Origin of the sequence: Pseudozobellia thermophila (genome assembly GCF_900141855.1) — a bacterium.
Lineage (GTDB): Bacteria > Bacteroidota > Bacteroidia > Flavobacteriales > Flavobacteriaceae > Pseudozobellia > Pseudozobellia thermophila.
On the sequence record NZ_FQYU01000001.1, the window covers coordinates 547,396 to 573,167 of the forward strand.

At 42.7% G+C, this 25,772-nt stretch carries 24 protein-coding genes; 23 read left to right on the forward strand and 1 reads right to left on the reverse strand.

Translation table 11 applies throughout. The features are described 5' to 3' along the window. Positions 1-2: 2 nt before the first annotated feature. The 22 genes from BUB37_RS02280 (at position 3) to purD (ending at position 24,520) form a co-directional block, all read left to right on the forward strand. Complete coding sequence (locus BUB37_RS02280) at positions 3-1,499, forward strand: GH3 auxin-responsive promoter family protein (RefSeq protein ID WP_072987850.1); 1,497 nt, start codon at positions 3-5, stop codon at positions 1,497-1,499. 137 nt (positions 1,500-1,636) lie between these two features. Beyond that, positions 1,637-3,319, forward strand: coding sequence for a DUF6909 family protein (locus BUB37_RS02285; protein WP_072987853.1), 1,683 nt, complete (start codon positions 1,637-1,639; stop codon positions 3,317-3,319). 4 nt (positions 3,320-3,323) lie between these two features. After that, entirely contained in the window at positions 3,324-4,331 is a 1,008-nt protein-coding gene (locus BUB37_RS02290; RefSeq protein WP_072987855.1) for a hypothetical protein, read from the forward strand. Positions 4,332-4,340: 9 nt separating this feature from the next. Then, positions 4,341-5,366, forward strand: coding sequence for a dTDP-glucose 4,6-dehydratase (rfbB, locus tag BUB37_RS02295; RefSeq protein WP_072987857.1), 1,026 nt, complete (start codon positions 4,341-4,343; stop codon positions 5,364-5,366). Positions 5,367-5,372: 6 nt separating this feature from the next. After that, positions 5,373-6,227 (forward strand): glucose-1-phosphate thymidylyltransferase RfbA, encoded by an 855-nt coding sequence (rfbA, locus tag BUB37_RS02300; RefSeq protein ID WP_072987858.1) that lies wholly within the window; start codon positions 5,373-5,375, stop codon positions 6,225-6,227. Between the two features lie 13 nt (positions 6,228-6,240). Then, positions 6,241-6,810, forward strand: a complete 570-nt coding sequence (gene rfbC / locus BUB37_RS02305; protein ID WP_072987861.1) for a dTDP-4-dehydrorhamnose 3,5-epimerase — start codon at positions 6,241-6,243, stop codon at positions 6,808-6,810. Next, positions 6,782-7,576, forward strand: a complete 795-nt coding sequence (gene rfbD / locus BUB37_RS02310; protein WP_072987864.1) for a dTDP-4-dehydrorhamnose reductase — start codon at positions 6,782-6,784, stop codon at positions 7,574-7,576. Before rfbC ends, rfbD begins: the two co-directional genes overlap by 29 nt. Before the next feature lies 1 nt (position 7,577). Next, positions 7,578-8,159, forward strand: a complete 582-nt coding sequence (locus BUB37_RS02315) for an acyltransferase (RefSeq protein WP_072987867.1) — start codon at positions 7,578-7,580, stop codon at positions 8,157-8,159. A 19-nt stretch (positions 8,160-8,178) separates the two neighbouring features. Then, the gene (locus BUB37_RS02320; RefSeq protein ID WP_072987870.1) at positions 8,179-9,273 is read left to right on the forward strand and encodes a DegT/DnrJ/EryC1/StrS family aminotransferase; all 1,095 of its coding nucleotides are present in this window, start codon (positions 8,179-8,181) and stop codon (positions 9,271-9,273) included. After that, positions 9,274-10,212, forward strand: a complete 939-nt coding sequence (locus tag BUB37_RS02325; protein WP_072987872.1) for a Gfo/Idh/MocA family protein — start codon at positions 9,274-9,276, stop codon at positions 10,210-10,212. It abuts the gene before it with no gap. A gap of 12 nt (positions 10,213-10,224) precedes the next feature. Beyond that, positions 10,225-11,505, forward strand: a complete 1,281-nt coding sequence (locus BUB37_RS02330) for a lipopolysaccharide biosynthesis protein (protein ID WP_072987875.1) — start codon at positions 10,225-10,227, stop codon at positions 11,503-11,505. Positions 11,506-11,507: 2 nt separating this feature from the next. Beyond that, entirely contained in the window at positions 11,508-12,629 is a 1,122-nt protein-coding gene (locus tag BUB37_RS02335; protein ID WP_072987878.1) for a CapA family protein, read from the forward strand. Then, complete coding sequence (locus BUB37_RS02340; RefSeq protein ID WP_072987882.1) at positions 12,626-13,810, forward strand: hypothetical protein; 1,185 nt, start codon at positions 12,626-12,628, stop codon at positions 13,808-13,810. The genes BUB37_RS02335 and BUB37_RS02340 overlap by 4 nt, the downstream gene beginning before the upstream one ends. Then, the gene (locus BUB37_RS21975; RefSeq protein WP_072987885.1) at positions 13,803-14,294 is read left to right on the forward strand and encodes a DapH/DapD/GlmU-related protein; all 492 of its coding nucleotides are present in this window, start codon (positions 13,803-13,805) and stop codon (positions 14,292-14,294) included. Before BUB37_RS02340 ends, BUB37_RS21975 begins: the two co-directional genes overlap by 8 nt. Next, positions 14,291-15,694: a polysaccharide deacetylase family protein gene (locus tag BUB37_RS02350; RefSeq protein ID WP_072987888.1), complete on the forward strand. Its 1,404-nt coding sequence runs from the start codon at positions 14,291-14,293 to the stop codon at positions 15,692-15,694. Before BUB37_RS21975 ends, BUB37_RS02350 begins: the two co-directional genes overlap by 4 nt. A 37-nt stretch (positions 15,695-15,731) precedes the next feature. Further along, entirely contained in the window at positions 15,732-16,937 is a 1,206-nt protein-coding gene (locus tag BUB37_RS02355; protein WP_072987890.1) for an O-antigen ligase family protein, read from the forward strand. Continuing rightward, on the forward strand, positions 16,921-18,084 hold the full coding sequence (locus BUB37_RS02360) for an O-antigen ligase family protein (RefSeq protein ID WP_072987892.1): 1,164 nt from the start codon (positions 16,921-16,923) through the stop codon (positions 18,082-18,084). Before BUB37_RS02355 ends, BUB37_RS02360 begins: the two co-directional genes overlap by 17 nt. 237 nt (positions 18,085-18,321) lie before the next feature. Next, entirely contained in the window at positions 18,322-19,449 is a 1,128-nt protein-coding gene (locus BUB37_RS02365; protein WP_094766502.1) for a glycosyltransferase family 4 protein, read from the forward strand. Positions 19,450-19,602: 153 nt separating this feature from the next. Next, on the forward strand, positions 19,603-20,694 hold the full coding sequence (wecB, locus tag BUB37_RS02370; protein WP_072989683.1) for a non-hydrolyzing UDP-N-acetylglucosamine 2-epimerase: 1,092 nt from the start codon (positions 19,603-19,605) through the stop codon (positions 20,692-20,694). A 316-nt stretch (positions 20,695-21,010) separates the two neighbouring features. Beyond that, positions 21,011-21,757 carry a glycosyltransferase family 2 protein gene (locus BUB37_RS02375; RefSeq protein ID WP_072987895.1) on the forward strand — a complete coding sequence of 249 codons (747 nt, stop codon included), beginning with the start codon at positions 21,011-21,013 and terminating at the stop codon, positions 21,755-21,757. 16 nt (positions 21,758-21,773) lie between these two features. Beyond that, on the forward strand, positions 21,774-23,141 hold the full coding sequence (locus BUB37_RS02380; protein ID WP_072987898.1) for a sugar transferase: 1,368 nt from the start codon (positions 21,774-21,776) through the stop codon (positions 23,139-23,141). 107 nt (positions 23,142-23,248) lie between these two features. Then, positions 23,249-24,520: a phosphoribosylamine--glycine ligase gene (purD, locus tag BUB37_RS02385; protein WP_072989687.1), complete on the forward strand. Its 1,272-nt coding sequence runs from the start codon at positions 23,249-23,251 to the stop codon at positions 24,518-24,520. A gap of 50 nt (positions 24,521-24,570) precedes the next feature. On the opposite strand, the gene BUB37_RS02390 is transcribed toward purD, so the two are convergent. Further along, positions 24,571-24,792 carry a DUF6341 family protein gene (locus BUB37_RS02390; RefSeq protein WP_072989691.1) on the reverse strand — a complete coding sequence of 74 codons (222 nt, stop codon included), beginning with the start codon at positions 24,790-24,792 and terminating at the stop codon, positions 24,571-24,573. 41 nt (positions 24,793-24,833) lie between these two features. Here BUB37_RS02390 and BUB37_RS02395 point away from each other — a divergent pair, with 41 nt between their 5' ends. Beyond that, on the forward strand, positions 24,834-25,772 hold the full coding sequence (locus BUB37_RS02395; RefSeq protein ID WP_072987901.1) for a DUF6427 family protein: 939 nt from the start codon (positions 24,834-24,836) through the stop codon (positions 25,770-25,772).

Genomic DNA, 25,772 nt, shown 5'->3' on the forward strand with positions numbered 1-25,772 from the left:
GCATGACCGTTAAATCGTTTGCCGCCAAGATATTCGCCAAATACATTGTCAAGCAGACCGCAAAATGGAGGGACAACCCCATTGCCGCCCAAGAAAGGGTTTTTAAGAACCTGATCAAACAGGCCGTATCGACCCGGTTTGGCTCCGATCACAATTTCGCTTCGATCCAATCGCATGCCGATTTTGTAAGGCACGTGCCCATACGCGATTACGAAGCGCTAAAACCCTACGTCGAGGAGGTGGTCAGCGGAAAAGCGGACATCCTATGGCCCGGCAAGCCCATATACTTTGCAAAAACCTCGGGAACCACCTCGGGCGCCAAATACATCCCCATTACCAAAACCTCGATCCGACATCAGGTAGAGGCTTCGCGTAACGCGATCCTAACCTATATCCACGAAACAGGCAATTCGGACTTTGTCGATGGAAAAATGATTTTTTTACAGGGGAGCCCGGAACTACAAGAAAAGAACGGTATTAAATTGGGGCGCCTGTCGGGTATTTCGGCGCATTATGTCCCGAACTATCTCCAAAAGAACCGCTTGCCCAGTTGGGAAACCAATTGTATCGAAGACTGGGAGACCAAGGTCGATGCCATCGTCGAGGAAACCATGGTCGAGGATATGAGCGTAATCGCGGGGATTCCTTCTTGGGTGCAAATGTATTTTGAGCGTTTGCAGGCCCGATCGGGCAAAAACGTGGGCGACCTGTTCAAGAATTTCCAACTTTTTATTTACGGCGGTGTCAACTACGAGCCCTATAGGGCAAAATTCGAGCGCTTGATCGGTAGAAAGGTAGATAGTATCGAACTTTTTCCGGCCAGTGAGGGCTTCTTTGCCTATCAAGATTCCCAAACCGAAAAGGGCATGTTGCTTTTGCTGGATTCGGGCATCTTTTATGAGTTTGTAAAGGCCGACGAATTTTTTGGTGAAGCGCCCGAGCGGATTACCATCAAGGATGTTGAGCTGGGGGTCAATTATGTGATGGTCATTTCGACCGACGCGGGCCTTTGGGCCTATAATCTCGGGGATACCGTACAGTTTGTTTCACTTAAACCCTATCGGGTAATCGTCTCCGGGCGGATAAAGCATTTTATTTCGGCCTTTGGCGAGCACGTTATCGCCAAGGAGGTCGAAGAGGCGATGAGGCAGGCCATTGCAGAAACCGATGCCCGGGTAAACGAGTTTACGGTCGCCCCCCAGATTACCCCTGAAAACGGGGAGCTGCCTTATCACGAGTGGTTGGTGGAATTTGAAAGGAAGCCGGCTGACATGGGCAAGTTTATCGCGGTCCTTGACCAAAGCCTGCAACGGCAGAACAGCTATTATTTTGATTTGATGGACGGAAAAATATTGCAACTGCTCAAGGTAACGCCGATCAAGCCGGGCGGTTTTCAGGCCTACATGAAATCGAAGGGAAAGTTGGGCGGTCAGAACAAGGTGCAGCGATTGGCCAATGACCGAAGTGTTGCCGACAACTTGCTCGAATTTAAGGAATAAGGCACCGGGTGAAGCGGCCCGATGAGAACCGGTCGTACGGGGCTAGTATTATTTAATAGGAATTTATTACTATTTTCGAGGGTATAGAGAACAACTTTGTTACGGTATTAAATTGTAATTTTGTTCGAAATTTGAATATGGGCGAATCAACTACTACTACACGGGCTCAAGAATCTACGAACGCCATAGAGCGTTTATACATTACCATGAGGCATTTGTTCAACCGTGGGTTTTACAAACCCACCGGGGTTTCGGGCGAATCGCTTAAAAATGCACTTCTTCAGCTGCGCCCCGAAATTTATGGGTCGGTCGCCGAAGACAAAGTAGAATTGAACGGCCTGACCTATGTCTTGGAAAGGCTGCCGAAAGGAATCGAACAATGCCGCTTTATCAACCTAACCTCTGACGAAGGCTATGGGCACTCGCATTTTCGGCCCATAGTACCCCCAAAACGGAGACGAAACTGTTACCGTATAGACGATGAGCAGATGAATATCGAGATTACCCGGGGGCGTTCCGATATATACGATATTCTCACCCACCTCACCTTTCTCTTCATCGAATCCGAAAAAATCTGTAGAAAGGTCTTGATAGAGGACACCAATAAGACCATTCGCGACTGGGGCAAGCTCGAAGAGGCCGTCAAGAAAGGCAAGTTGACCCAAGCGGAACGCGAAGTGGCGTTGATCCATACCGCCAACATTTTGGGGCGGCCGTTTGTCGAAATACTGGCCGTTCACAAACACTTTGCAACCGAGAAAGAGCCCGAACGCTTTTTAGAGATCATATATTGGCTCGGTAAGTTGGCCATCGAAGAAGAGGTTACGGGCGAAAAGAGGGCCATTACCTTTAGCCTGCTGCTTCGCGAACGGCTGGGGCACCATATTCACGGGGAACGTTGGGCGACCACGATCAAGGAGACCCTAAACAAGAACGGATTGCTGAAAAGGCCCATGCACATCATCAGTGCCAACATGCACAGCGTTATGAACTCCCTTTTTGCCAGAAAGGCCTTGTCCAAGGAATTTCCAAAGTCCGATTCATTGGAAATATACGAAGCCCTGAGCGATTCGGCGAATGGAAAACTCCGCAATAAGGTAACGGCCTGGGCCAAGAAGAACGGCATGATCGCCATCGATGACTTTTCAGGAACGAATATCGATGTCCAAATATTCGACACGGCCAAAATGGGCGACGGTACCTGTTGTTATTCCTTGCCCGACCTTCCGGAGGAGGAAAAACCGATTATATTTGTTATGGATTATGCCTTTGGCGAACAGGCGTACGAGACCATAGACGAGCTGCTCAAACCCTATCACGAAAAAGACAAGAATCCGGTTTTTATGAACGTCGATTCCATATCGATTATGGGTAAGGCCGGTATCTTGGAGGGGGGAAAAGGGGATTTGATGATTCCGTCGGCCCATATTTTCGAGGGAACCGCCGACAACTATCCCTTTAAGAACGAACTGTGCGCCGACGATTTTAAGGGGTACGGACTAAAGGTTTTTGAAGGGACGATGGTGACCGTTTTGGGTACGTCGTTACAGAACAAGGATATTTTGAAGTTTTTTCACAACTCGACCTGGAACGTCGTAGGACTTGAAATGGAAGGGGTGCATTACCAAAAGGCAATCCAGTCCGCCTCGAAGATTCGCAAGAGCATAAGGGAGGACGTTAAGGTAAGGTATGCCTATTACGCCTCCGACAACCCCTTGGTAACCGGAAGCACATTGGCTTCGGGCGGCTTGGGCACCACAGGGGTAAAACCCACCTATTTGATAACCGATAAGATTTTAAAGCAAATTTTTAATTCATAATTATATGGCAGATACTAGCCCCAAGAATACATCCTCGTCCGACGAAATCGATTTGGGTCAGTTGTTACACATGATAGGTAAGGCCTTCAATAGGCTGGGAATATTCTTTTTGCGGGTATTTCTGTTTTTCAAGAAAAATGCCATTGTGCTGGGTATCCTTATCGCGGTGGGCCTGGGCATCAGCTTCGTTTTAAGTACCTTGGGCAACAAAAAGCTTAAAACCGAGGCCATTGTTAGGCCCAATTTTGACAGTACCGACTATGTCTACGATGTCGTAGACGAAATACAATCGAACATCCTCTCAAAGGATACGGCCTTTTTTAAGAAAATCGACGTCGCCGTTGAAGACCTGGAAGGGTTTAGAGTGGAGATAGAGCCTATTAAAGACCCCGAGGAGGCCGAGGCCGAGACCGAGCAGCGCTTGAGTTATTTGGAGCTTCTGCAAAGCTTTAGCGACGAGGGTTTTGCCATAGACATAATGAGGTCTGAACTTACCAAGAAAAGTGTGGAAGACCACCGCATAACCTTTTCCTATATAGACCATGAAAAGGGAAGCAAAGCAGCCGAAAAGCTGTTGGACTATATCAACGATAACGGCTATTACAAGGGTGTGATCGAAACCTTTCGCGACAATGCCCTTACGAGAATTGACCAAAACAAGGTGTTGATCGACCAAATCGACCAGCTGGTGGCCAATTATACCCAAACCTTGCTGAACAAGGAGGCCGACAAAACTTCCGCATCGGTGTATATGGAGAACGAAAGCGCCCTCAACATTAGTGCCCTCCTTACGCTAAAGAACAGGTTCGTCAAAGAAATCGAAGAAAAAAGATTAGATCTGGCCTCGCAAGGGCAATTGGTCAGTGTCTTGAACATGGGTAAGCCACAAGTGGTTCGAAAGCCATTTGTCGCCAATAAATTTTTCTTGATTCCCTTGGCTATGGTTGTCTTGTTCTTTTTGGTTTCCTTTGTTCGTTTTATGAACAGAAAGGCACGCGAACTGCAACTTTAAGTTCCCATAATGGCACGTAAAACGATACTTGTTACAGGGGGTGCCGGCTTTATCGGCAGCAATTTTATCCCCTATTTTCTGTCCGGGCATCACGATGTAAAACTTGTCAATTTGGATAAGCTCACCTATGCAGGCAACCTCGACAACCTCGTTGAGGTGCAAAACAACGATAGGTATGGGTTTGTTCAGGGCGACATCTGTGATAAAGATTTGGTAGAATCCCTTTTTGACGAGCACCAATTTTCGGCGGTAATCCATTTTGCGGCCGAATCGCACGTCGACAATTCCATTTCGGGCCCCGATGCCTTTATCAAGACCAATATCAACGGAACCTTTACCTTACTGGAGGCAGCGAGAAATTGTTGGTTGGAGGCTGTTGGAAGGCCTAGGGCCGGTTTTGAAAATTCGAGATTCGTCCATATTTCCACAGATGAGGTGTACGGGTCCCTGGGCAAGGAAGGCTACTTTACCGAGGAGAGTCCGTATCGACCCAACAGTCCCTATAGCGCTTCGAAGGCATCGTCCGATTTTTTGGCCAGAAGCTATTACCACACCTACGGATTGAATGTTTTGGTGAGCAACTGTTCCAACAATTACGGCCCGAAACAGCACGGTGAAAAGTTGATACCCACTATTATTAAGAAAGCCTTGCAGGGTGAGCCCATACCCATTTACGGAGACGGAAAGAATGTAAGGGATTGGCTCTATGTGCTCGACCATTGTACGGGGATCAACAAGGTGTTCGCCAAGGGGCAACCGGGACAGACCTATGTAATCGGGGGCAACAACGAGGCCGACAACCTGTCGATTGCCTCGAAGGTATGCGCTGTTTTAGATGCGGAATACCCCAAGGAGCGGGGTAGTTACTCAGAGCAGATTACCTTTGTCTCCGACCGGCCGGGCCACGACTTTAGGTATGCCATCGATGCCACCAAGATCAAAAGGGATCTGGGATGGAAGCCCGAAACGGATTTTGATAGCGGCCTGAAGAAAACGGTGGCGTGGTATCTGGAAAAGTTTAAGAACGAAAAGTAAGTTATAATGAAGGGAATAGTACTTGCGGGCGGATCGGGCACCCGATTGTATCCGCTCACCTTGGCGGTGAGCAAACAGCTTATGCCTATTTACGATAAGCCCATGATCTATTATCCGCTCAGTACCTTGATGTCGGCGGGTATCCGTGAAATATTGATCGTTACCACGCCCAACGACCTATCCCTGTTTAAGAATTTATTGGGCGACGGTAGTCAATTGGGCTGTAGGTTTCAATACGCCGTCCAAAATAAACCGAACGGTTTGGCCGAGGCCTTTATAATCGCCGAGACCTTTATCGGGAAAGACAAGGTAGCCTTGGTTCTTGGGGACAATATCTTTTACGGATCGGGCCTCGCCGATCTGCTGCAACAGAACAACGACCCCGACGGAGGGATTATTTTCGGTTACCATGTTCAAAACCCCAATCGATATGGGGTGGTGGAATTTGACGAGAAGGGCCAGGCCATTTCAATTGAGGAAAAGCCTGAGAACCCCAAATCCAATTTTGCCGTACCGGGCATCTATTTTTACGACAACGAGGTCGTCGCTATCGCCAAAAACATATCACCGAGCGAAAGGGGCGAATTGGAAATCACCGATGTGAACAAGGAGTATCTACGGCAGGGAAAATTAAAGGTTTCGGTTTTGGACCGGGGAACCGCATGGCTCGATACCGGCACCTTTCAATCCTTGGCGCAGGCGACACAGTTCGTTCAGGTAATAGAGGAAAGACAGGGCCTGAAAATAGGGGCGATTGAAGAAGTGGCCTTTAAAATGGGCTATATCGACAGGGCCCAGCTGCAATCATTGGCCGAACCGTTGATTACCAGTGGTTACGGAGAATATCTTTTAAAACTATAATAGACTAGAGCAAATGGAAATTGCTTCCACTCCCATACAGGGTTGTTTTGTTGTTCAGCCCCAATTGTTCCGCGACGACCGTGGCCTGTTCTTTGAATCGTACCATGCCAAAAGGTTCCAACAGGCTACCGGTATCCAGGTCGATTTTGTCCAAGATAATATTTCCGTGTCCAAAAAGGGCGTTTTAAGGGGACTTCACTATCAAAAGGGGGCGGCGGCCCAGGCAAAGTTGGTCAATGTGCTAAAGGGCGAGGTATTGGACGTAGTGGTCGACCTGAGAAAGGACAGTGCCAGTTTTGGCCGGTATTTTGGCATAAGGTTGTCGGAAACCAACAGAAAATCCCTTTTTGTGCCAAAAGATATGGCCCACGGCTTCCTTGCCCTTTCCGAAGAAGTAATCTTCTCCTATAAATGCGATGCCTTTTACGATGCCACTTCCGAGGGCGGTATAATTTACAACGACCCCACCATCAACATCGATTGGGATTACCCTGAGGAAGACCTTATCATTTCGGAAAAAGACCTGAAACTACCCACCTTTAAAGAAGTTTTTGATGATATCAGTTTTGGTAACGGGCTCTAGTGGTCAATTGGGCAGGAGTATTCAAGACCTAGCCCCCTCCTTGCCCGAAATACGCTTTGTTTTTAAAACATCAAGTGAGCTCGATATTACCGATTATCGGCAAGTGAAGGAAGCCTTTGCCGATCAGGGGTTTGATTATTGCATCAACTGCGCGGCCTTTACCGACGTTGAAAGAGCGGAGAGGGAGCCACAATTGGCCTTTAAGGTCAATTCGGAAGGGGTAAAAAACCTGGCCGAAACCTGTCTTTTGTCCCATACGGTTCTGATACATGTTTCTACCGATTATGTTTTCGACGGTACGAAGCGCACACCGTACCTCGTTACCGATAAGACCAACCCCATAAATGTTTACGGAGCATCGAAATTGAAGGGCGAAGAGTACATCAAGGGGTTGTTGACGCGGTATTTTATCATCAGGACGTCTTGGCTCTATTCCGAATACGGTAAAAACTTTTATAAGACCATAGTGGCCAAGGTCCAAGAGGGAGAGGACTTGTCCGTTACCGATGCGCAGACCGGATGCCCGACCCATGCCCGCCATCTGGCGCAATTTATCACGAAAATAATTTCGACTGATAGCAGGGCCTATGGCATCCACCATTTTACCGATGGCGAAGTGCACACCTGGTACTCCTTTGCGGTAAAAATCGTAAAAGAAAATCGTCTTGATGAAAGAGTAGAAATCAAGAAAGTAAAGAATTATAGTACTTTTGCTAAAAGACCTGAATACAGTGTCTTGAAAAATACGACCCTCCAACCAGAATAAAATGTCCGAACAAGAGTTTTATGTACATGAAACGGCCGTGGTAGATAACGGCTGTACCATAGGAAAAGGCACCAAAATTTGGCACTTTTCGCATATAATGCCCGAATGCCGAATAGGGGAAAGGTGCAACATTGGCCAGAACGTTGTCGTTTCGCCCCAAGTGGTGTTGGGCAACAACGTAAAGGTCCAGAACAACGTATCGATCTATACGGGGGTTATCTGTGAGGACGATGTCTTTCTGGGTCCCTCTATGGTATTTACGAATGTGATCAACCCGAGAAGCGCTATCGTACGCCGCGACAGTTACCAAGAGACCTTGGTCAAAAAAGGGGCTTCGATAGGTGCCAATGCCACCATTGTCTGTGGCAACGCACTGGGCCGGTTTTGCCTGATAGGCGCCGGGGCCGTTGTAACGAAGGAGGTTCCCGATTATGCCCTCATCGTAGGAAACCCCGGAAGGCAGATAGGCTGGGTAAGCGAATACGGTCATCGTCTAAACTTTAACGAAGACCAATTGGCCGTATGCCCCGAAAGCGGTCAAGAATACAAGTTGGACGGCAATAGTGTAATACGAATAAAATAATCTTAAACAGAGACCCTATATGAAAATCGATTTTGCCAACCTGACCAAGGCCTATGACGAGCATAGTGCCGAATTTGAGCGGGTATCCTTGGATGTGATGTCATCGGCCCGGTATATTCTGGGCAAGGAGACCGAAGAACTGGAGGCATCGCTACAAGAATTTGTAAAAAGCGATTACGCCTTGGGGGTCTCATCGGGTACCGATGCCCTGCTATTGGCCATGATGGCCTTGGGTATACGTGGCGGTGATGAAATCATAACCACGCCCTTTACCTTTATCGCAACGGCCGAGACCATTGCCTGTTTGGGGGCCAAGCCGGTTTTTGTCGATATCGATGAAGAAACCTTCAATATTGATGTTTCCCAAATTGAGAATGCCATAACCGACAAGACCAAGGCCATTATGCCGGTTTCCTTGTACGGACAAATGGCCGATATGGACGAGATCAATGCCATTGCGGGCAAGCATAATCTGGCCGTGATCGAGGATGCCGCACAGAGCTTTGGGGCCCTTTACAAGGGAAAACGGAGCTGTTCGGCCTCAACCATTGGCTGTACCAGTTTCTTTCCCGCCAAACCCTTGGGATGCTTTGGTGACGGGGGAGCCGTCTTTACCCACGACCAAGCACTTTATGACAAGATGAAGGCGATGCGCGTACACGGGCAGGTCAAGCGTTACACCCACAAATACATCGGTATGGGCGGACGATTGGACAACCTTCAGGCCGCTATCCTGAACGTTAAGCTTAAACATTACGCCAAGGATATCGAAAGAAGACAGCAGGTTGCCAAACAATATACCGAACTGCTCAAGGGCCATGTATCGACCCCGAGCGTAAAAGAAGACCGAACCTCGGTCTGGGCCCAGTATACCATCAGGCTCAAAAACCGGGAGGAAGTACAGCCCAAATTAATGGAAGCTGGCATTCCTACCGCCGTACATTATCCGATACCCATGCACTTACAGGAATGTTTTGCCTATTTGGGGCATAAAAAAGGCGATTTCCCCGTTAGCGAAACCTGTGCCTCGGAGGTCATGAGCCTTCCCATGAACCCGTATTTGACCAACGACGAAATAGAATATATAACGACCAACCTAATAAAACTTTTATAGATGAAAAACTTCGCACTAATCGGCGCAGCAGGTTATATTGCGCCCCGGCATATGAAAGCCATAAAGGATACAGGAAACAATTTGCTTACGGCTTTCGATAAGGGCGATAGTGTGGGTATCATCGATTCCTATTTTCCCAATGCCGACTTTTTCGTCGAGTTCGAGCGTTTTGACCGCCATATTGAAAAGCTGAAATACGAGAAGGATACCTACTTGGATTATGTAAGTATCTGTTCACCAAACTATCTGCATGATGCCCATATTCGGTTCGCATTGCGCAGCGGGGCCGACGCCATTTGTGAAAAACCCTTGGTACTCAACCCGTGGAACGTGGATAAGTTGCAGCATGTTGAGGAAAAGACAGGCAAGAAGATATACAACATTTTACAGTTAAGGGTACACCCAAGCATTATTGCCCTTCGCGAAAAGGTAAAGAATGCCAAGAAAGACACCAAGTTTGAGGTAGACCTTACCTATCTTACTTCACGGGGCAATTGGTACCATACCTCATGGAAAGGAGACAAGACAAAGTCAGGCGGAATTGCAACGAATATTGGAGTGCACTTTTATGATATGTTATCGTGGATTTTTGGCGATGTACAAGAAAATATTGTACATGTACACGAAAACGACCGTGCCGCGGGCTATTTGGAGTTCGAGAACGCCAGGGTAAAGTGGTTTCTTTCGATCAGTTCAAAGTACTTGCCAAAAGAAATCAAGGAAAAAGGGCAGACCACCTTTAGGTCCATTACCATAAATGGCGAGGAATTGGAGTTTAGCGGCGGTTTTACGGACCTTCACACCATGGTGTATAAAGATATACTTGCGGGCAAGGGTTACGGCGTTGACGCGGCCCGAACGGCCATTGAGATCGTTCACGATATTCGAAACGCGAAGCCTGTGGGCTTGAAGGGGGAGTATCATAGGTTTTTGAAGTAAGAATAGTCAATATTGAAAAAACTCGGGGAAAAGTTCAGGAAAATCATTCAATCTGAGTTTGCAAGAAACGTACTTACGTTAACATCGGGTACCGCTTTTGCTCAAGTAATCCCCTTATTATTGGCACCCATACTTTCGCGGATTTACTCTCCGGAAGATTTTGGTAGGCTAGCCCTATACCTTTCCATTGTTCAGATTTTAGGCGCTGTATCGAGCGGAAGGTATGAGTTGGCTATTATGCTGCCAAAAGAAAAGAAAAATGGGGTACAGCTTACTTTATTGGCCATTATAATCACAATGGCGGTCTCTTTTACTACCCTGATTGTGGTTCTTTTTTTTTCAAAAGGTATAGCCAACTCCTTAGGAGACCCAAAATTATCCGAATGGTTATTTTTTGTTCCCCTGAGTGTCCTATTGATGGGAATATTCAATGCGCTTAACTATTTCAATACTAGGGAAAAAGAATTTAAGAACATAGCTAAGGCCAATGTATTTAAATCATTGGGAGGCAATGGAGGTCAATTGGTTTTGGGGCTGGTTAAATATACCAGTGGGGGCCTGATTATTGGACAGTTAGCATCTCATTTTTTTGGCAATCTTCGAATGGCTAAAACGTTTTTGAGAAATACGAGCGTAATAAAAAGAACAGATTGCACAGCCCTTAAAGAATTGGCGTCAAGGTATTCGGATTTTCCTAAATTTTCTATGTGGGGTGTTTTTTTGAATACTACTTCTGTAAATTTGACCAATTTTTTTGTTTCCAGTTTTTATAGCCTAAATTATGTTGGTTTTTATTCCTACTCGACGAGGTATATAGGTTTGCCTATTTCGTTAATTGGGAATTCGATAGGCCAGGTTTTTTTTCAAAAACTATCGGAAGAAAGAAACAATGGGCAAAAAGCATATACTATTTTTAAAAGTACCTTTAAAAAATTAGCGCTTTTAGGGAGTATTATTTTTTTACCGGCTTTTTTTATCATCGAGGATGCTTTTGTCCTGGTATTTGGCGAACGGTGGGAAACAGCAGGACAATTTGCTCGCCTTTTAATACCTCTTTATTATTTAAGATTTATATTCGGACCACTTAGTTTGACGAATATTGTTTATGAAAAGCAGAAACTGGCCCTGTTGTGCCAAATGTTGATAATGGCCGGACATCTAATAGTATTATTTTCAGCATGGTATTTCGATTTTGAAATAACAAATCTGTTATTGTTACAAGTGGGGGTTTTAGGTGGTGTGTATTTATATTTATTTTTTATTTTAAAGTCAGTAGTAAAGGGAAAAATTTAATTATGAAGATAGTCTTTGTAGGCGATGTTTTTCTGGGAGGCGACCTTACTGCTAAAGAGTTAAAATCATGTATTGACGTAAAACGCTTTCATCATGCGGATTATAAAATTATTAACCTCGAGCATCCAATAAGTGATGCTCATAATATTGCGGACAAGTCTGTTTTGTTTACGGGGTCTGAAGTGTTGGAAACGCTTAAAAGAAGTGGAATTAATGCAGTTTGCCTAGCGAACAACCACATTCATGACAAGTTGGACATCGGGATTTTGGAGACAATTGAAAACCTTAGAAAACACCGGATATCCTTTTTTGGTGCTGGTAGAAACTTGCACGAAGCAAAAAAACCATTATGGGTTGATAACAATTTATGTTTGTTAGGTTATTGCCAGTTCAATTCACCTACATTGAACAACATACAACTGGCTACGGAAAATAGTCCGGGAGTTGCACCTTTAACCTTGGAGGGCATCGAAAGCGATTTAGATAAAATACCTAACGACTCGAAAGCCATTCTCTATTTGCACTGGGGGAGGGAACATGTTTGGTTTACACAGTATAAAAATATCGAATTGGCCAAAAAGCTTTTAAAAAACGACAAGGTTGCTTTAATCGTGGGTACTCATCCGCATAGGGTTCAGGGTTTCCTGTCGGTCAACAATAAGAGGGCCTATTTTAGTTTGGGAAACTGTTTGTTTCCCAATTTTTTAATAAAACCAAGTATAGAGGTTGTTAATCAAGCATTGGATATAGCATTAACAAAAAAGGTTGATGTAACCCGGCAATACCACTCTGTCAGTAAGTTGACCTATAAGAAATGGAGGTTTGTCAACAGGGTCTCCCAATTGGTCGAATATGATACTGAGAGTAAAACAATAGATCATATATTTCTATATCAACAAGATGATTTTCCAGTAGTGAAGGAGCTTACTGGTATACCCCGGTTTCTGTTTGTTATTATTGTTAATTACCTAAATGTATTATACCGTTTTCCAAAACTTATTTATCGCCCTATGGAAAAACTGTTTTCGAGTATTAGATTTAAAATATGGCGAGTTCAGGTTATATTGTTCAAAATGAGACAAATGGGTTTTGTACACTCAATTAAGAAACGATTTCAAAAATGAAAAACGATGCTTGTGCGGTTGTTTTAGGGGGGTATGTAAACGGTTATTCGATTATACAGGAGCTCGATTATTTTCGTATCAAGAATATTGCTTTGCTTTACCATGGCAATCAAATAGCAAGGTTTAGTAGAAGAATAAATGAAAAACACAGGATAGGAACTAACAAGGAGGATTTACTAAGCGCCTTGGCAGAGTTGCATAAGAAGTACGACAGACTCGTTCTATATCCAACTGATGACCATCAGATGGAAAATCTTCTTGAATTAAGGAACCTAATAGAATCCTATTGCTTTTTGCCTTTTAACCCAGAAAATCTTCACAGGGTGGCAGATAAAGCGGTTCAGTACCAGTTTTGTGAAAAATTGGGTGTGCCCTACCCTAAAACTGCGGAAGTCAAAAAGGATTCTGATATTGATGACATTAAGCTTCTGGCCTTACCTTTAATTATCAAGCCAAATAAAAGGGAAGATTTAAAAATTAAGATCTTTAGGTCTTATACTATTGATTCGTGGAAGGATTTTGAAACTGTTCGGAACCAATTGACAGCCTTTATGGACAAGGGGGTTACGTTTATCGCCTCCGAGATTATCCCAGGGCACACCAACGGGACCATATATGCTTATACCGCCTATAGGAGCCCAAAGACGAAAAAAATTGAGAATGAATGGATAGGAAGAAAATTAACCCAATTCCCCGATGACTATGGCGTTTTTTCATCCGCATCAAATGAGGCCCCCGAAATCATTAGGGAACAGGGGCGGAAATTATTGGAAGGCATGTCGCTCTACGGAATATGTGAGCCGGAGTTTAAATTCGACGAGAGGGACGGAAAGTACAAGCTAATGGAAATAAACCTTAGGTCTATGATGTGGCACCGAACAGGGCATCTCTCAGGGGTTTATTTGCAATACACCCAATGGTGCGATGCTTTGAACATACCTATACCTAACTATGTTCAAAGTTCAGGTTTGCTACATTTTTGTTACTTTAAACATGAGATTATCAATCTAATTTTCAGGAGAGGATACTTTAAGTATTTCAAAAACAATCTGGGGGGTAAAAACATGAGCTTGGCGCTTTGGGATAAAAACGACCCGCTTCCCTTTTTGGTCGACCAAGTCTATACTGTGGTATCCTTGATAAAATTAATGGGGCGTAAAATCATGGGAAAAAATGCCTAAGTCAATTATAAACAGGTTCAAACTGATAATAATAAAATCCCGATTAAAAAGGAAAGGGGTGATTATTTACAACAATACTACTTTTAGCAATGTGATCTATAAGGGCACTGCGGTAATTGAGCCCTATTGTAGGTTGGTAGGAAGTCCTAAAATACAGATTGGGAACAAGTTTTACTTAAATGCAAATTGTCATCTTTTGGGCGATATTACTATTGGGGACAATGTTATGATAGGCCCCAAAACCATTATTTGGAGTAGGGATCATGGTATTGAATTGGGCGAACCTATGAATATGCAACCCCATGTAGAACAACCTATTTCCATTGGCGACGATGTATGGATTGGTGCAGGGGCCATAATTTTAAAAGGAGTCAGCATAGGTGATGGAGCGGTCATAGGTGCAGGGGCGGTAGTGACCAAAGATATTCCTTCCAATGGAATTGCCGTTGGCAATCCTGCCAAAGTCATTAAATATCGGGGATGATGGTCGAAATTCATACGAACAGGATTTGTTTAGCTGAAAAAAAGTACATTTTTCAATTGGTCCTTCACGAGTTTCTTGGTGTTGAGTTTGTTTTGGTCCTAGACGATAACCTTTGTGACATTAGAATTGTCCGTAACGAAAAGAAAATCGTACTTAACGCTGCTTTTTTTCAGCAGTTTATTGATAAAAAGTGGCTGTCTCCGGACACGCTACCTAGTTTGCCCCTAGAATTTGTCAGTGCCGATATATCACGGGAAAACCCAACTAATTACCCTGTTCTATATGGAAAAGCGGAGTACAAGGTAACTGACAATGTCATTGAAATCGGGTTGGATGTTTTTGGGTCTAGCTTTTTTATGTTATCTAGATATGAAGAGATAATCGTCAAGGCAAAGGATTCCCATGGACGATTTCCTGTAAGAGAATCGATAGCCTTTAAAGAAAATTTATTGTTAAGGCCTATAGTAGACGAATATGTAGAATTGTTGTGGGAGCACTTGCATTTTTTATGGCCTAGTTTGCGAAGGAAGAATGAAACCCCCCAGACCTTTATTAGTTGTGATGTAGATCATATATGGGATAAGGGCATTAGGTTCCCAGGTATCTTTTCCCGATTAGTTGCAGATGTATTAAAAAGAAGGTCGCTAATAAGGTTTATGGATTCCTTAAGATTGTTTTTTGTGGTCAATGTTCTTGGTAAGAGGGAGAAAGATCCGTTCAGGTCATTTCAATTTATGATGGATGAATGCGAAAGGCGTAAACTTCAAATGGCCTTTTACTTTATCCCTAGGAACGAGAAAAAGGGTATAGATGGCTATTACGATATTGAAAGTGAAGAAGTTGTTCAGCTTATGGGCGAAATTATTAAAAGAGGTCATGAAGTTGGCTATCATGGAAGCTATGACTCATATAAAGACAAGGAGAAGACCCTTGAAGAAATTAATTTATTGAGAAAAGTATATCGTAAAGCAGGTGGCAACCCAAATGATATAAAAGGAGGGAGACAGCATTATTTAAGATGGGAGACCGGAGTGACGGAGAAAAATTGGGAGGCCGCCGGAATGGAATATGACAGTACCCTTGGCTATGCCGAACACATTGGTTTTAGGTGCGGCACAGCTCGAGAATATAATTTTTATGATAGTATTGAAAGAAAGGCGCTTAATCTTAAAATAAGGCCCTTGATTATAATGGAAGTTTCTATGTTTAATAAGAATTATATGGGGCTAAACGAAGAAAAGGCACTTGCAACCGCTACCAATTTGTTTAACAAACTAAAGACAAAGAATGTTAATTTAACGCTACTGTGGCATAATTCGTCATTTGAAACAAAAAAGAGAAAACAAACGTTCATTACCCTGCTAAGGGAAATGCATAAAAAGGCGCAAAACCCTATTTAACAATAAGATGTATTGAGTAAAAACACCACTTGGCTTAATGTTTAAAATTTCAAAAAATATAGAATATACGACCTTTCAGAATATTCTGCTATGGTTATTGATGACGAGTGGTATTATAAAACCTTTTTTTTCTTACTTAAATGTGCCTTTTGATTGGACATTTGTGATTTTTGTTATAGTAACGCTAGATATCATCTATAATTTAATAACAAGAAATCGACAGATTGTTTTAAACAAGGAGAAATTATTTATGGTTGCAATTCTTCTTGTCCTGTACCTATTAATTTTAATATCCCTTTTTTACACCCCATCAAAAAATTTTTCCATTGTAAAAAGCTTCTTGTTTTCTATTAACGTATTGTTTTTTATTTACCCGTTGTTTATAAAGGCTCTTGATTTAAATCTACAGTATAAATTATTTCTTTTCATATTACTACCCATTACCCTTTGGTTTATTATTGCAAAGACATTGTATTTTTCCCCGCTAAATAGTGGTTATAGGTTGGTGAGTATTAGGTTTTACGATATCAGGAAGTTTTATCTCGGCTTTGGAATGGGGCTTTGTATTTTGACAATCTTACAAGTCTATTTAAAAAAAAACAATTTGGTAGGGGCTCTTTCAATTGTACTATTGTTGGGACTGGGAGCAAGAGGAGCTTTGATTTTTCTCGTAGTAACGCTTTTGGTGTGGAAATGGAAATCGCTTTTGGCCAAGATAATGGACTTTAGAATAAAACGAAAAGTACTTAATAACATAATTGCGGCTTCAACAATCTTGTCGATTATTTTAATCACACAATACGAAAAAATCTATAATTTTTTGTACTTAGGATTAATACGGTTTACTTCACTTTTTCAAATCGGTGAAGACAAGTCTGTTTTGGGCAGGATTGAGCGAATTACATTTACAATCGACTATATTTTTAGTTCTTTATCTACCTTCTTATTCGGTAATGGCATTGGTAGCTTTGGAATCATTTACTCAGGGCAAGACATAAGGGAATACCCCCATAACATTTTTCTTGAGGTATTGTTTGAGCTAGGTATATTTTTTTTACTGTTATTCCTTGTTTTTTTGTTTTTGCCTTTTTTTTACAAAAGAAAGATTGTGTTCAAATTACTTGTTTTTTACTTCTTGTTAAACGCCTTAAAATCGGGTGATTTAATTGGGTTGTGGTTACTTTTTGCTTTCATGGGGTTGTTGGTGTTTAATCCGAAAATTAAAGATGAAGCTACCTCTTGAGTATTTCTTCGTAATAGTATTCCCCTTGGTGTTGGTATTGCCACTACCTCTTTTGGCCAGTTCAATTGCTTTAGGGGCTGCCCTGCTGAACGTTTTGATAGTTTCTGGGGCACGAGGAGGTTGGAGAACAGTTTCGTTTAAAGGGGTCAATCAAAATATTCTAGTGGTTTTCGGAGCTCTTATTATTATAATAGACTCGCTTACAAGTAGTCTACGCAGTTTTAGTCTTGAGCCTGTTTTTCGCGAAGTACGTGTGTCTTTTATAATTGTTCCCTTGGTTTTATGGTTGGTCAAGGACAAGATATATCGGCTTAGACCTCAAATCTTGTTTTCAATGGTTTTGGGAGTATTACTTTATATTTTATATTCATATGGGTACTTGACCTATTTTTATACCAATGTTATTACGAGCAGAAATTTTGAGCTTAGCCATTTCCTAATTTATGATTTAAGGAAAAATTTGCCAGGTGCATATCATCATACTTATATTGGTATGTACATGACTTTTTCCATTGCTATTCTCTTATATGGTTCATTGGGAATAAACAAAATATATTCATATTTGATTGTTTGTTTTATTCTGTTAAACCAAGTGGGGATTGGAAGCAAACTTACTCTTTTAATGAGCCTTGTTCTTATTGCATATTATTCTAAAAAGTATTTTAAAAGTGAATTGACCAGGGCTTTTAAAGTATTTTTGCTTTTTGTTTTAATTCTACTAGTAGTCGGGTTTTTTATATACGAATCGGGAGTGTTTAATTCAATAAGCTTTAGTTCAAGTAACCGTATAGAGTCTTGGCAATGCGCACTCCAGGGGTTTTTTAGGAAGCCCTTTTTGGGGTATGGCCATGAAATGTCGGTTGTTTATATGGACGAGTGTATTACCTCAAATGCCATCAGTACCCATAATCAATATTTGGAAGAATTGCTTAATTATGGAGTTTTCGGAATTTGGCTACCTGTTCTGTTGATGTTTCTTTATCTCAAGTCAAAAAATGATGGCTTATTCAAAATTTTTCTGGTTATGATTATTGTTTTGGGTTTGTTTGAAAATATATTGAGCCTTCAACGTGGTGTACTTTTTTTCGTGTTTTTCAGCACTTTTTTTTGTTTAAAATCAAACAGTATTGAAGGTCATAAGAGATAACATCTTTGTGTTTTTAACTTTTTTTAAAAGGTAGGCCATAAGGATATAAATGCCTTCCTTGGTTTTCAGGGGCAGGTCTAAATTTCTCTATACTGACTTTAGGACCTTGTTTATTGGTATATGCCCATCTTGTACAGATCAAATAAAGCTTAATGTAATTATGGTGCAAATTTAACAGGTAAACCCTATTTTCGCTTTTAGCATTGAAAGCCGTATAAACACTCAATATCTTTTACCTTGATAAGAAACACCGTTCAAAGAAAAGTATGCCATCTAACCACGGTCCACGTACGGTACGACACCCGCATTTTTGTAAAAGAATGTTGTGGCCTTGCCAAAAGCGGATACGATGTTACCCTGATTGTTGCCGATGGAAAAGGGGATGAAAACATGAACGGGGTTAGGATTTTGGATATTGGAAAACCCTCTGGAAGAATAAAACGGCTATTACATTACCATAAAATTATTTTAAGGAAAAGTTTGGCATTGGACGCCGACATCTATCATTTTCACGACCCGGAATTATTGAGAATTGGCCCAGACCTTAAGAGGAAGGGAAAAATAGTTATCTACGATTCCCATGAAGACGTCCCCAGGCAAGTATTGGATAAGGCCTATATCCCTCGATTTCTGAGAAGACCACTTTCAAGAATAATCGAAAAGTATGAAAGCAAAATTGTTTCTCTGCTCTCTGGCGTGGTTACGGTTACCCCAAATTTGGAAAGACGGTTTTTAAAGAACAACAAGAATGTGGTTGAGGTATGTAATTTTCCTAAAATCCAAGAATTTGAAGTTGTCGATTCGCAGATTGTCGCCAAAGAAAATGCGGTCTGTTATGTTGGTGCCATCTCAAAGGTAAGGGGTGTTTTGAATATGGTAGAGGCCATGCGGTTTACGAATGGCACCAAGCTATTTTTAGGAGGCAAGTTTGAAAATGAAGGGCTAAGGGGACAGGCAGCGAGTAGTAAGGGTTGGAAAAATGTTGATGAACTCGGTTTTTTAAGTAGGGAGGAAGTTAGGGCAACATTGGAAAAATCCGTTGCAGGATTGGTTGTGCTCGAACCGACCCAAAGCTATGTAGATAGTATTCCCGTAAAAATGTTCGAATACATGATTGCCGGGATTCCGGTAGTAGCCTCAGATTTTCCCTATTGGAGGGAACTTATCGAAAAAGAGGGTTGTGCTTTGTTCGTTGACCCGCTGAAGCCTGAAGAAATTGGTAGAGCCATTAAAACCTTGGTCAACGAAAGGCAACGCTCGGCAGAGATGGGGTTAAGGGGTAGAAAGGCGGTGTTGGAAAGGTTCAATTGGGCCAGCCAAGAGGACAAGTTAATAGCGTTTTACGACCGCTTTTTTTCCTTATAAATTGGATTTATTTGCTCTCCAATGATACACCTACGGGCGTAATAGTTATTTGTTGTTCCATTAAATGATTGCTTTCAGCTACTAAAAAGGAATATACGGTCAATTATGCTTAGCTTCGGAATCAAGTCAAAGAACATCCGAAATACGTATGCTATGAAAATAATCACAATCGTTGGCGCAAGGCCCCAATTTGTAAAGGCGGCGGTAGTAAGTAGGGCCATTGAAGAGTTTAATGCCGATAACGGAAGGGACAATATCGAAGAATTGATCGTTCACACGGGGCAGCACTTCGATGAGAACATGAGCTCGGTTTTCTTCGATCAAATGAATATTCCCAAGCCCCATTATAATCTTGAGATCAATAGCCTTTCCCATGGTGCCATGACGGGCAAGATGCTCGAGAAGATCGAGGAGGTATTGGTAAAGGAAAGGCCCGATTGGGTGCTGGTTTATGGCGATACCAATTCGACCATAGCAGGGGCTTTGGCGGCCAAAAAACTGCATATTAAAGTAGCCCATGTCGAGGCGGGCCTCCGCTCTTTTAATATGCGAATGCCGGAGGAGATCAATCGAATATTGACTGATAGGATCAGTGATATTCTGTTTTGCCCTACCCAAACGGCCATCGATAACTTGAAGAACGAGGGCTATGGGGGTATTGATGTAAAACAGGTGCTCTGCGGCGATGTTATGTACGACGCGGCATTATTTTATACCGAACGGGCCAATCGACCCGAATCCGTTAATGAAGATGCGGGTTTTGTATTGTCTACCATACACCGGCAAGAGAATACCGACGACAAAGGAAAGTTAAGTTCTATTTTCGAGGCCCTTAAGTCTATAGCCCAAGACCAAAAGGTAATTTTGCCCTTGCACCCGAGAACAATTAAAAAACTGGATGATTTTGGTATTGTACCCGACAGCAATATACAGATTTTAGAACCTGTCGGTTATTTTGAGATGATATGGTTGCTTATAAACTGTAGCTGTGTGATTACTGATAGTGGCGGCTTGCAAAAAGAAGCCTTTTTCTTTAAAAAACCATGTATCACCGCAAGGGAAGAAACCGAATGGGTAGAACTTATCCATAGCAAAGTAAATTTTTTGGCCGGATCCGATAAACATAAAATTCTCGATACCTTTAGGCATATTAAGAAGGCCCAGATCGATTTTGACATTAATCTGTACGGACAGGGAGATACGGGCCACCGAATTGTTCGCGAATTAGTTGGATTTCGATCGTAGTATTGGAGGGGCAATGGGGTCTCAACTAGGCTCTAAATGCGTAAAGATGGATTTTTGGTTTTACTGGTTTTAGGTTTTTTTGCCGCCTAGTAAAAGACCTTGTTGAACGTTGTATGCTTCTGTATAAATAAAAGTAGATACTTTATGGGTTTGGTCAATATGAACTATATTGTGCACTTTTTAAGTGTCTTGGCCCAATATATAGGTTTTTAAACAGCGTTCTTATGCCGAGCAAGGGCAAGACATTTGGTAAGGAGTGTTCGCTACTTGCCAAAAGAAGTGTTCAACCATGGCCAGTTAAATTAATTTAATACGAATGTGCCTAGTCTCCATAGTTACCCCGGTATACAACTCCGAAAAATATTTGGCGGATAATATCGCCTCGGTGCAAGCCCAAACGCATACCCACTGGGAGCATATTTTGGTAGACGATTGTTCCAACGATGGCAGTGCGTCCCTCATTGAATCATATCAAAAGAAGGATCCGAGAATCAAATATTATAAGCTAGAATCAAATTCAGGGGCAGGCGTAGCTAGAAATAAGGCCATAGAGCTAGCCCAAGGGGAATATATCGCTTTTTTGGACAGTGACGACCAGTGGTACCCGACAAAACTTGAGAAGCAACTTGGTTTTATGCGTAAAAACGGTTATCATTTTACGTTTACCGACTATGACATGATAAATGATGCGGGAGAAAAACTGACCAGGCTTATGAAGGCCAAACCCGTTTTGACCTATAGGAAGGCCTTGTACAAAAACCCAATAGGATGTCTTACCGTAATGTACGATGTTGGTTTTTTTGGGAAACAGTATATGCCGTCAATTAGAAAACGCCAAGATTTTGCGCTGTGGTTAAGTTTATTGAAAAGGACGAACGGATACGGGTTAAATGAGTGTTTGGCCAGTTATAGGGTAGGCAATACATCGATTTCTTCCAATAAATTGAGTTTACTCAAGTACGAATGGCAAATATATCGGGAAGTTGAGGGCCTGCCTCTAATACAGTCCGTTTTTTACACCACTTCAGCCATTGTTTTAAAATTGAAAAGTTACTTTTGCTGATTATAAATTAGTAAAAATGCCAAGGCCATCAGTATTAAATTCCGTAGAACGCAAGTTTATACTGCTTGTGGGCGATTTAATTATAGTACTTGCGTCTTTAAACGTATTGGTGAATAATGCCATTGATGCCAAGTACATTTTGATGGGGCTCAAGCTGATTGTCTTTCTTTTCGGTATAACTTGCTATTTGGCGCTGGCCTATATTTTGGAATTCTACGACCTCGAGAAAGTTTCAAAACGAAAGTACGTGTTCTCACAGTCTTTGTACGTTAGTGCATTGTATGTACTCGTGGTTTTTCTCTTTTTAGTAATCGTATACGATGTTAGTTTTTGGCGTATGCCCTTATTGTATTTTTTGGTCTTGACCCCAATTGAAATAGGCCTGTGGCGATTGTTTTTTAGAAACATATTCAATGTAATTCCCGTTACGAAAAATGTACTCTATATTTATGATGGATATGCCAAGGGATTGGTAAAGGAAGACATTGCCTTGATCAACGGAGATGAGATCGAGACCTTTTATAAGGTCAAACTTACCTACCCCTTGGATGATACCAATTATTTTACCAAACCGTCCTTTGTTTCGGCGGCCGATAAAATTGACGCGTACATCATTAATGTGCGCAGCTATGATGAGTTGCCCAAGGATTTGGAAAAAATGCTCTTAAGGGCCATTTTGTTGGGAAGGGAGGTCGTTACCTTTACCTCCTTTTACGAAAACACGTACGAAGCACTCCCTATTAGGTCTCGAAACGATAGCTTTTACGAGATTCTACAGTTAAGAAACCGGAAAATCAGGTATTTGGGAAGATTGTTCACCTTCAGTGTAAATTTTGTCCTATCCATCGTGGTGGGCTTGGTTTGTGTACTCTGTATTCCCATGGTTTGGTTTATGAACCTTTTTTTTAACAAAGGGCCGTTATTCTACACACAGAAACGTGTCGGCCTACACGGAAAGGAGTTCAAGATATATAAGTTCAGGTCAATGGTCGTCGATGCCGAAAAAAGTGGTGCGGCCATGGCGAAGGCCAACGATGCGCGCATTACTCCCTTTGGTAAAATATTGAGGTTGTTCAGGATCGATGAGTTACCACAGATTATTTCAATTATAAAGGGAGACATGCAATTCATTGGACCAAGGCCGGAGCGTAAGGTGTTTGTCGACCAATTAAACGAAATGATACCCTATTACGGGGTAAGGCATTTGATCAAACCCGGTTTGACCGGGTGGGCCCAGGTAAAATATAAGTACGGTGAAAACCTTGAAGATTCTATTCGCAAGCTCGAATATGACCTGTATTATATCAAAAACAAGTCGATAACACTTGATTTTAGAATTCTGTTCAAAACTGTTAGTACCGTCCTATTTTCCAGGGGTGTATGATGGGGTAGTTGGGTAGACGGGTTATTTGCTTGGCACAACAAATGAATATTTTGTGCATTTTGGTGCTAATTCTACTTCAAATCTTATTTTTGCGCAAACCTTACAACATGAACATTCTTATTTTAGGCTCTGGAGGCAGGGAGCACACCCTTACTTGGAAACTTAGCAAATCGAAACACGACGTTAGCCTTTTTGTGGCCCCCGGTAATGCGGGAACGGCCCGAATCGCAACAAATATACCGATTGGTGTAAACGATTTTGCCGAAATTAAGAAAGCGGTTCTTCAAAACAGTATAGACATGGTCGTTGTTGGTCCGGAAGACCCTTTGGTCAACGGGGTACACGATTTTTTCCTGAACGATGCCGAAATCGCGCATATCCCCGTAATCGGACCGGAAAAGGCGGCCGCCCAGCTCGAGGGGAGCAAGGAGTTCGCCAAAGAGTTTATGATGCGCCACAACATCCCTACGGCCGCATACAAAAGTTTTACGGCAGACACTCTCGACGAGGGCTATGCCTTTCTGGAAACCTTGACCCCGCCATACGTTCTAAAGGCCGATGGCCTGGCCGCCGGAAAGGGAGTCTTGATCATCGACAAACTCGAAGAGGCCAAGAAAGAGTTGAAGACCATGTTGGTGGATGAAAAATTCGGCGCGGCAAGTACAACTGTCGTCATCGAGGAGTTTCTTTCGGGCATAGAACTCAGCGTATTCGTTCTAACGGACGGAGAGGGCTATAAGGTGTTGCCTACGGCCAAGGACTACAAACGTATCGGAGAAGGCGACACAGGCTTGAATACGGGGGGTATGGGCGCCATTTCCCCGGTTCCCTTTGCCGATGACCGGTTTATGGCAAAAATTCACGATCGAATCGTCAAGCCTACCATCGAAGGCCTAAAGGCTGATAAACTACCTTACAAAGGCTTTATTTTTATCGGATTGATCAAGGTAGGCGACGACCCCAAGGTTATCGAGTACAACGTTCGAATGGGCGATCCGGAGACCGAGGTCGTGATCCCGAGAATAAAGAACGACCTCGTTGATGTGTTCCAGGCCGTGGCCGATAAAAAGCTCGATGCAGTTGACCTGGAGCTTGACGACCGTACGGCCGCTACCGTGATGTTGGTTTCGGGCGGATATCCGAACGCCTATGAAAAAGGAAAGGAAATGAAGGGCTTCGATACCATTGAAGACTCCTTGGTCTTTCACGCCGGAACGAAAATCGAAGGAAGCAAGGTGCTGACCAATGGAGGAAGGGTCATGGCGATAACCTCGTTCGGCGATAATTTCAAAGAGGCCTTGAAATTATCGTACCAAAACATACAAAACATCGATTTTGAGGGTATGAATTACCGAAAGGATATCGGATTCGACCTATAAAAAAGGTTGGAAAAAAATAGGCTTCCCGCTAGCGGGAAGCCTTGTATACTTTACAAGTAGGAATGTGAACTGATGCTCTTGTCCTCCTCGTTGTTGTCATCGAATTTTTTCAACTGAAGCATCCAATACACGAAAGCGACAAAACCGATCAGCATAAACAACCAATTCAAGAAATTGGCGCCCCACCAACTTTCCATATAGCGCAGTTGGTCAAGTGGCCAAAATAAGTAGTTTACGAACAAATCCTCTATTCCTCTGAAAAATGAAGTCATCTTATTACCTATATTTACCAGCAAAAATATAAAAAGTCGGGATGATTTCAATCATTTTTGGCAAAACAAAGCCGATTAACTACATCATTGTGCTTTCGTTTCTGTTCGTTTTTTATTGGTTGGTACATTTTTCGCTGTTTGACAGAATTGATGCCCCGGACCAGTTGATCGGACATGTATTGATATTGGGCGTGCTCTTTTTCAGCATATTTATCATCAATTTTATTGTCAAACGCAATAAGATTACGGGCACCAATTCCTTTCCCCTGCTGTTCTACGTGCTGTTGACCGTAATTTTTCCGGAGACCTTGACCGATGCCAATGCTGTCTTTTGTAGTTTTTTTCTATTGTTGGCCTTAAGAAGACTGATCAGTATACGCTCACTTAAGGACATCAAACTGAAGATATTCGATGCCACCTTGTGGATTTTGATCGCTACCTTGTTCTACGATTGGGCCGCCCTGTTTTTGATATTGGTGTTTGCGGCGATTTATTTCTACCAACCCAAGATCAGGAACAACTGGCTGGTTCCCCTGGCCGCTGTATTTACTTTTTTCATGATAGGTGAAAGTGTATTGATATTGGCCGGCAAAACCGCTTTTTGGGAAGATCATTACCGGCTCAACTTTTCGCCCAACATGGTTTATTTTTCCTATTGGGGGCATAGCACCAAGCTTGTTTGCTATACCTTGGGAACCATGGTGGCGGGCATCGTGGCCTTTATCAAGCAGGGCAAGGGCAGTGTGGGGGAGATGGTCACCATTAAACTGATCGCGCTATCGTTTGTACTGGGCATAGTAATGAACGTATTAAAGCTGTCCGACAACGTGTATCCCATCATGGTCACTTTTTTCCCTGCCGTGGTTTTTTTTACCAAGTACATCGAATCCGTTAGGCGCGCCAACATCAAGGAAATTATATTGATTGCAAGTATTGCCATACCCTTTGCCGTGTTCTTTGGCAGCCTGGCGCTAAAATAA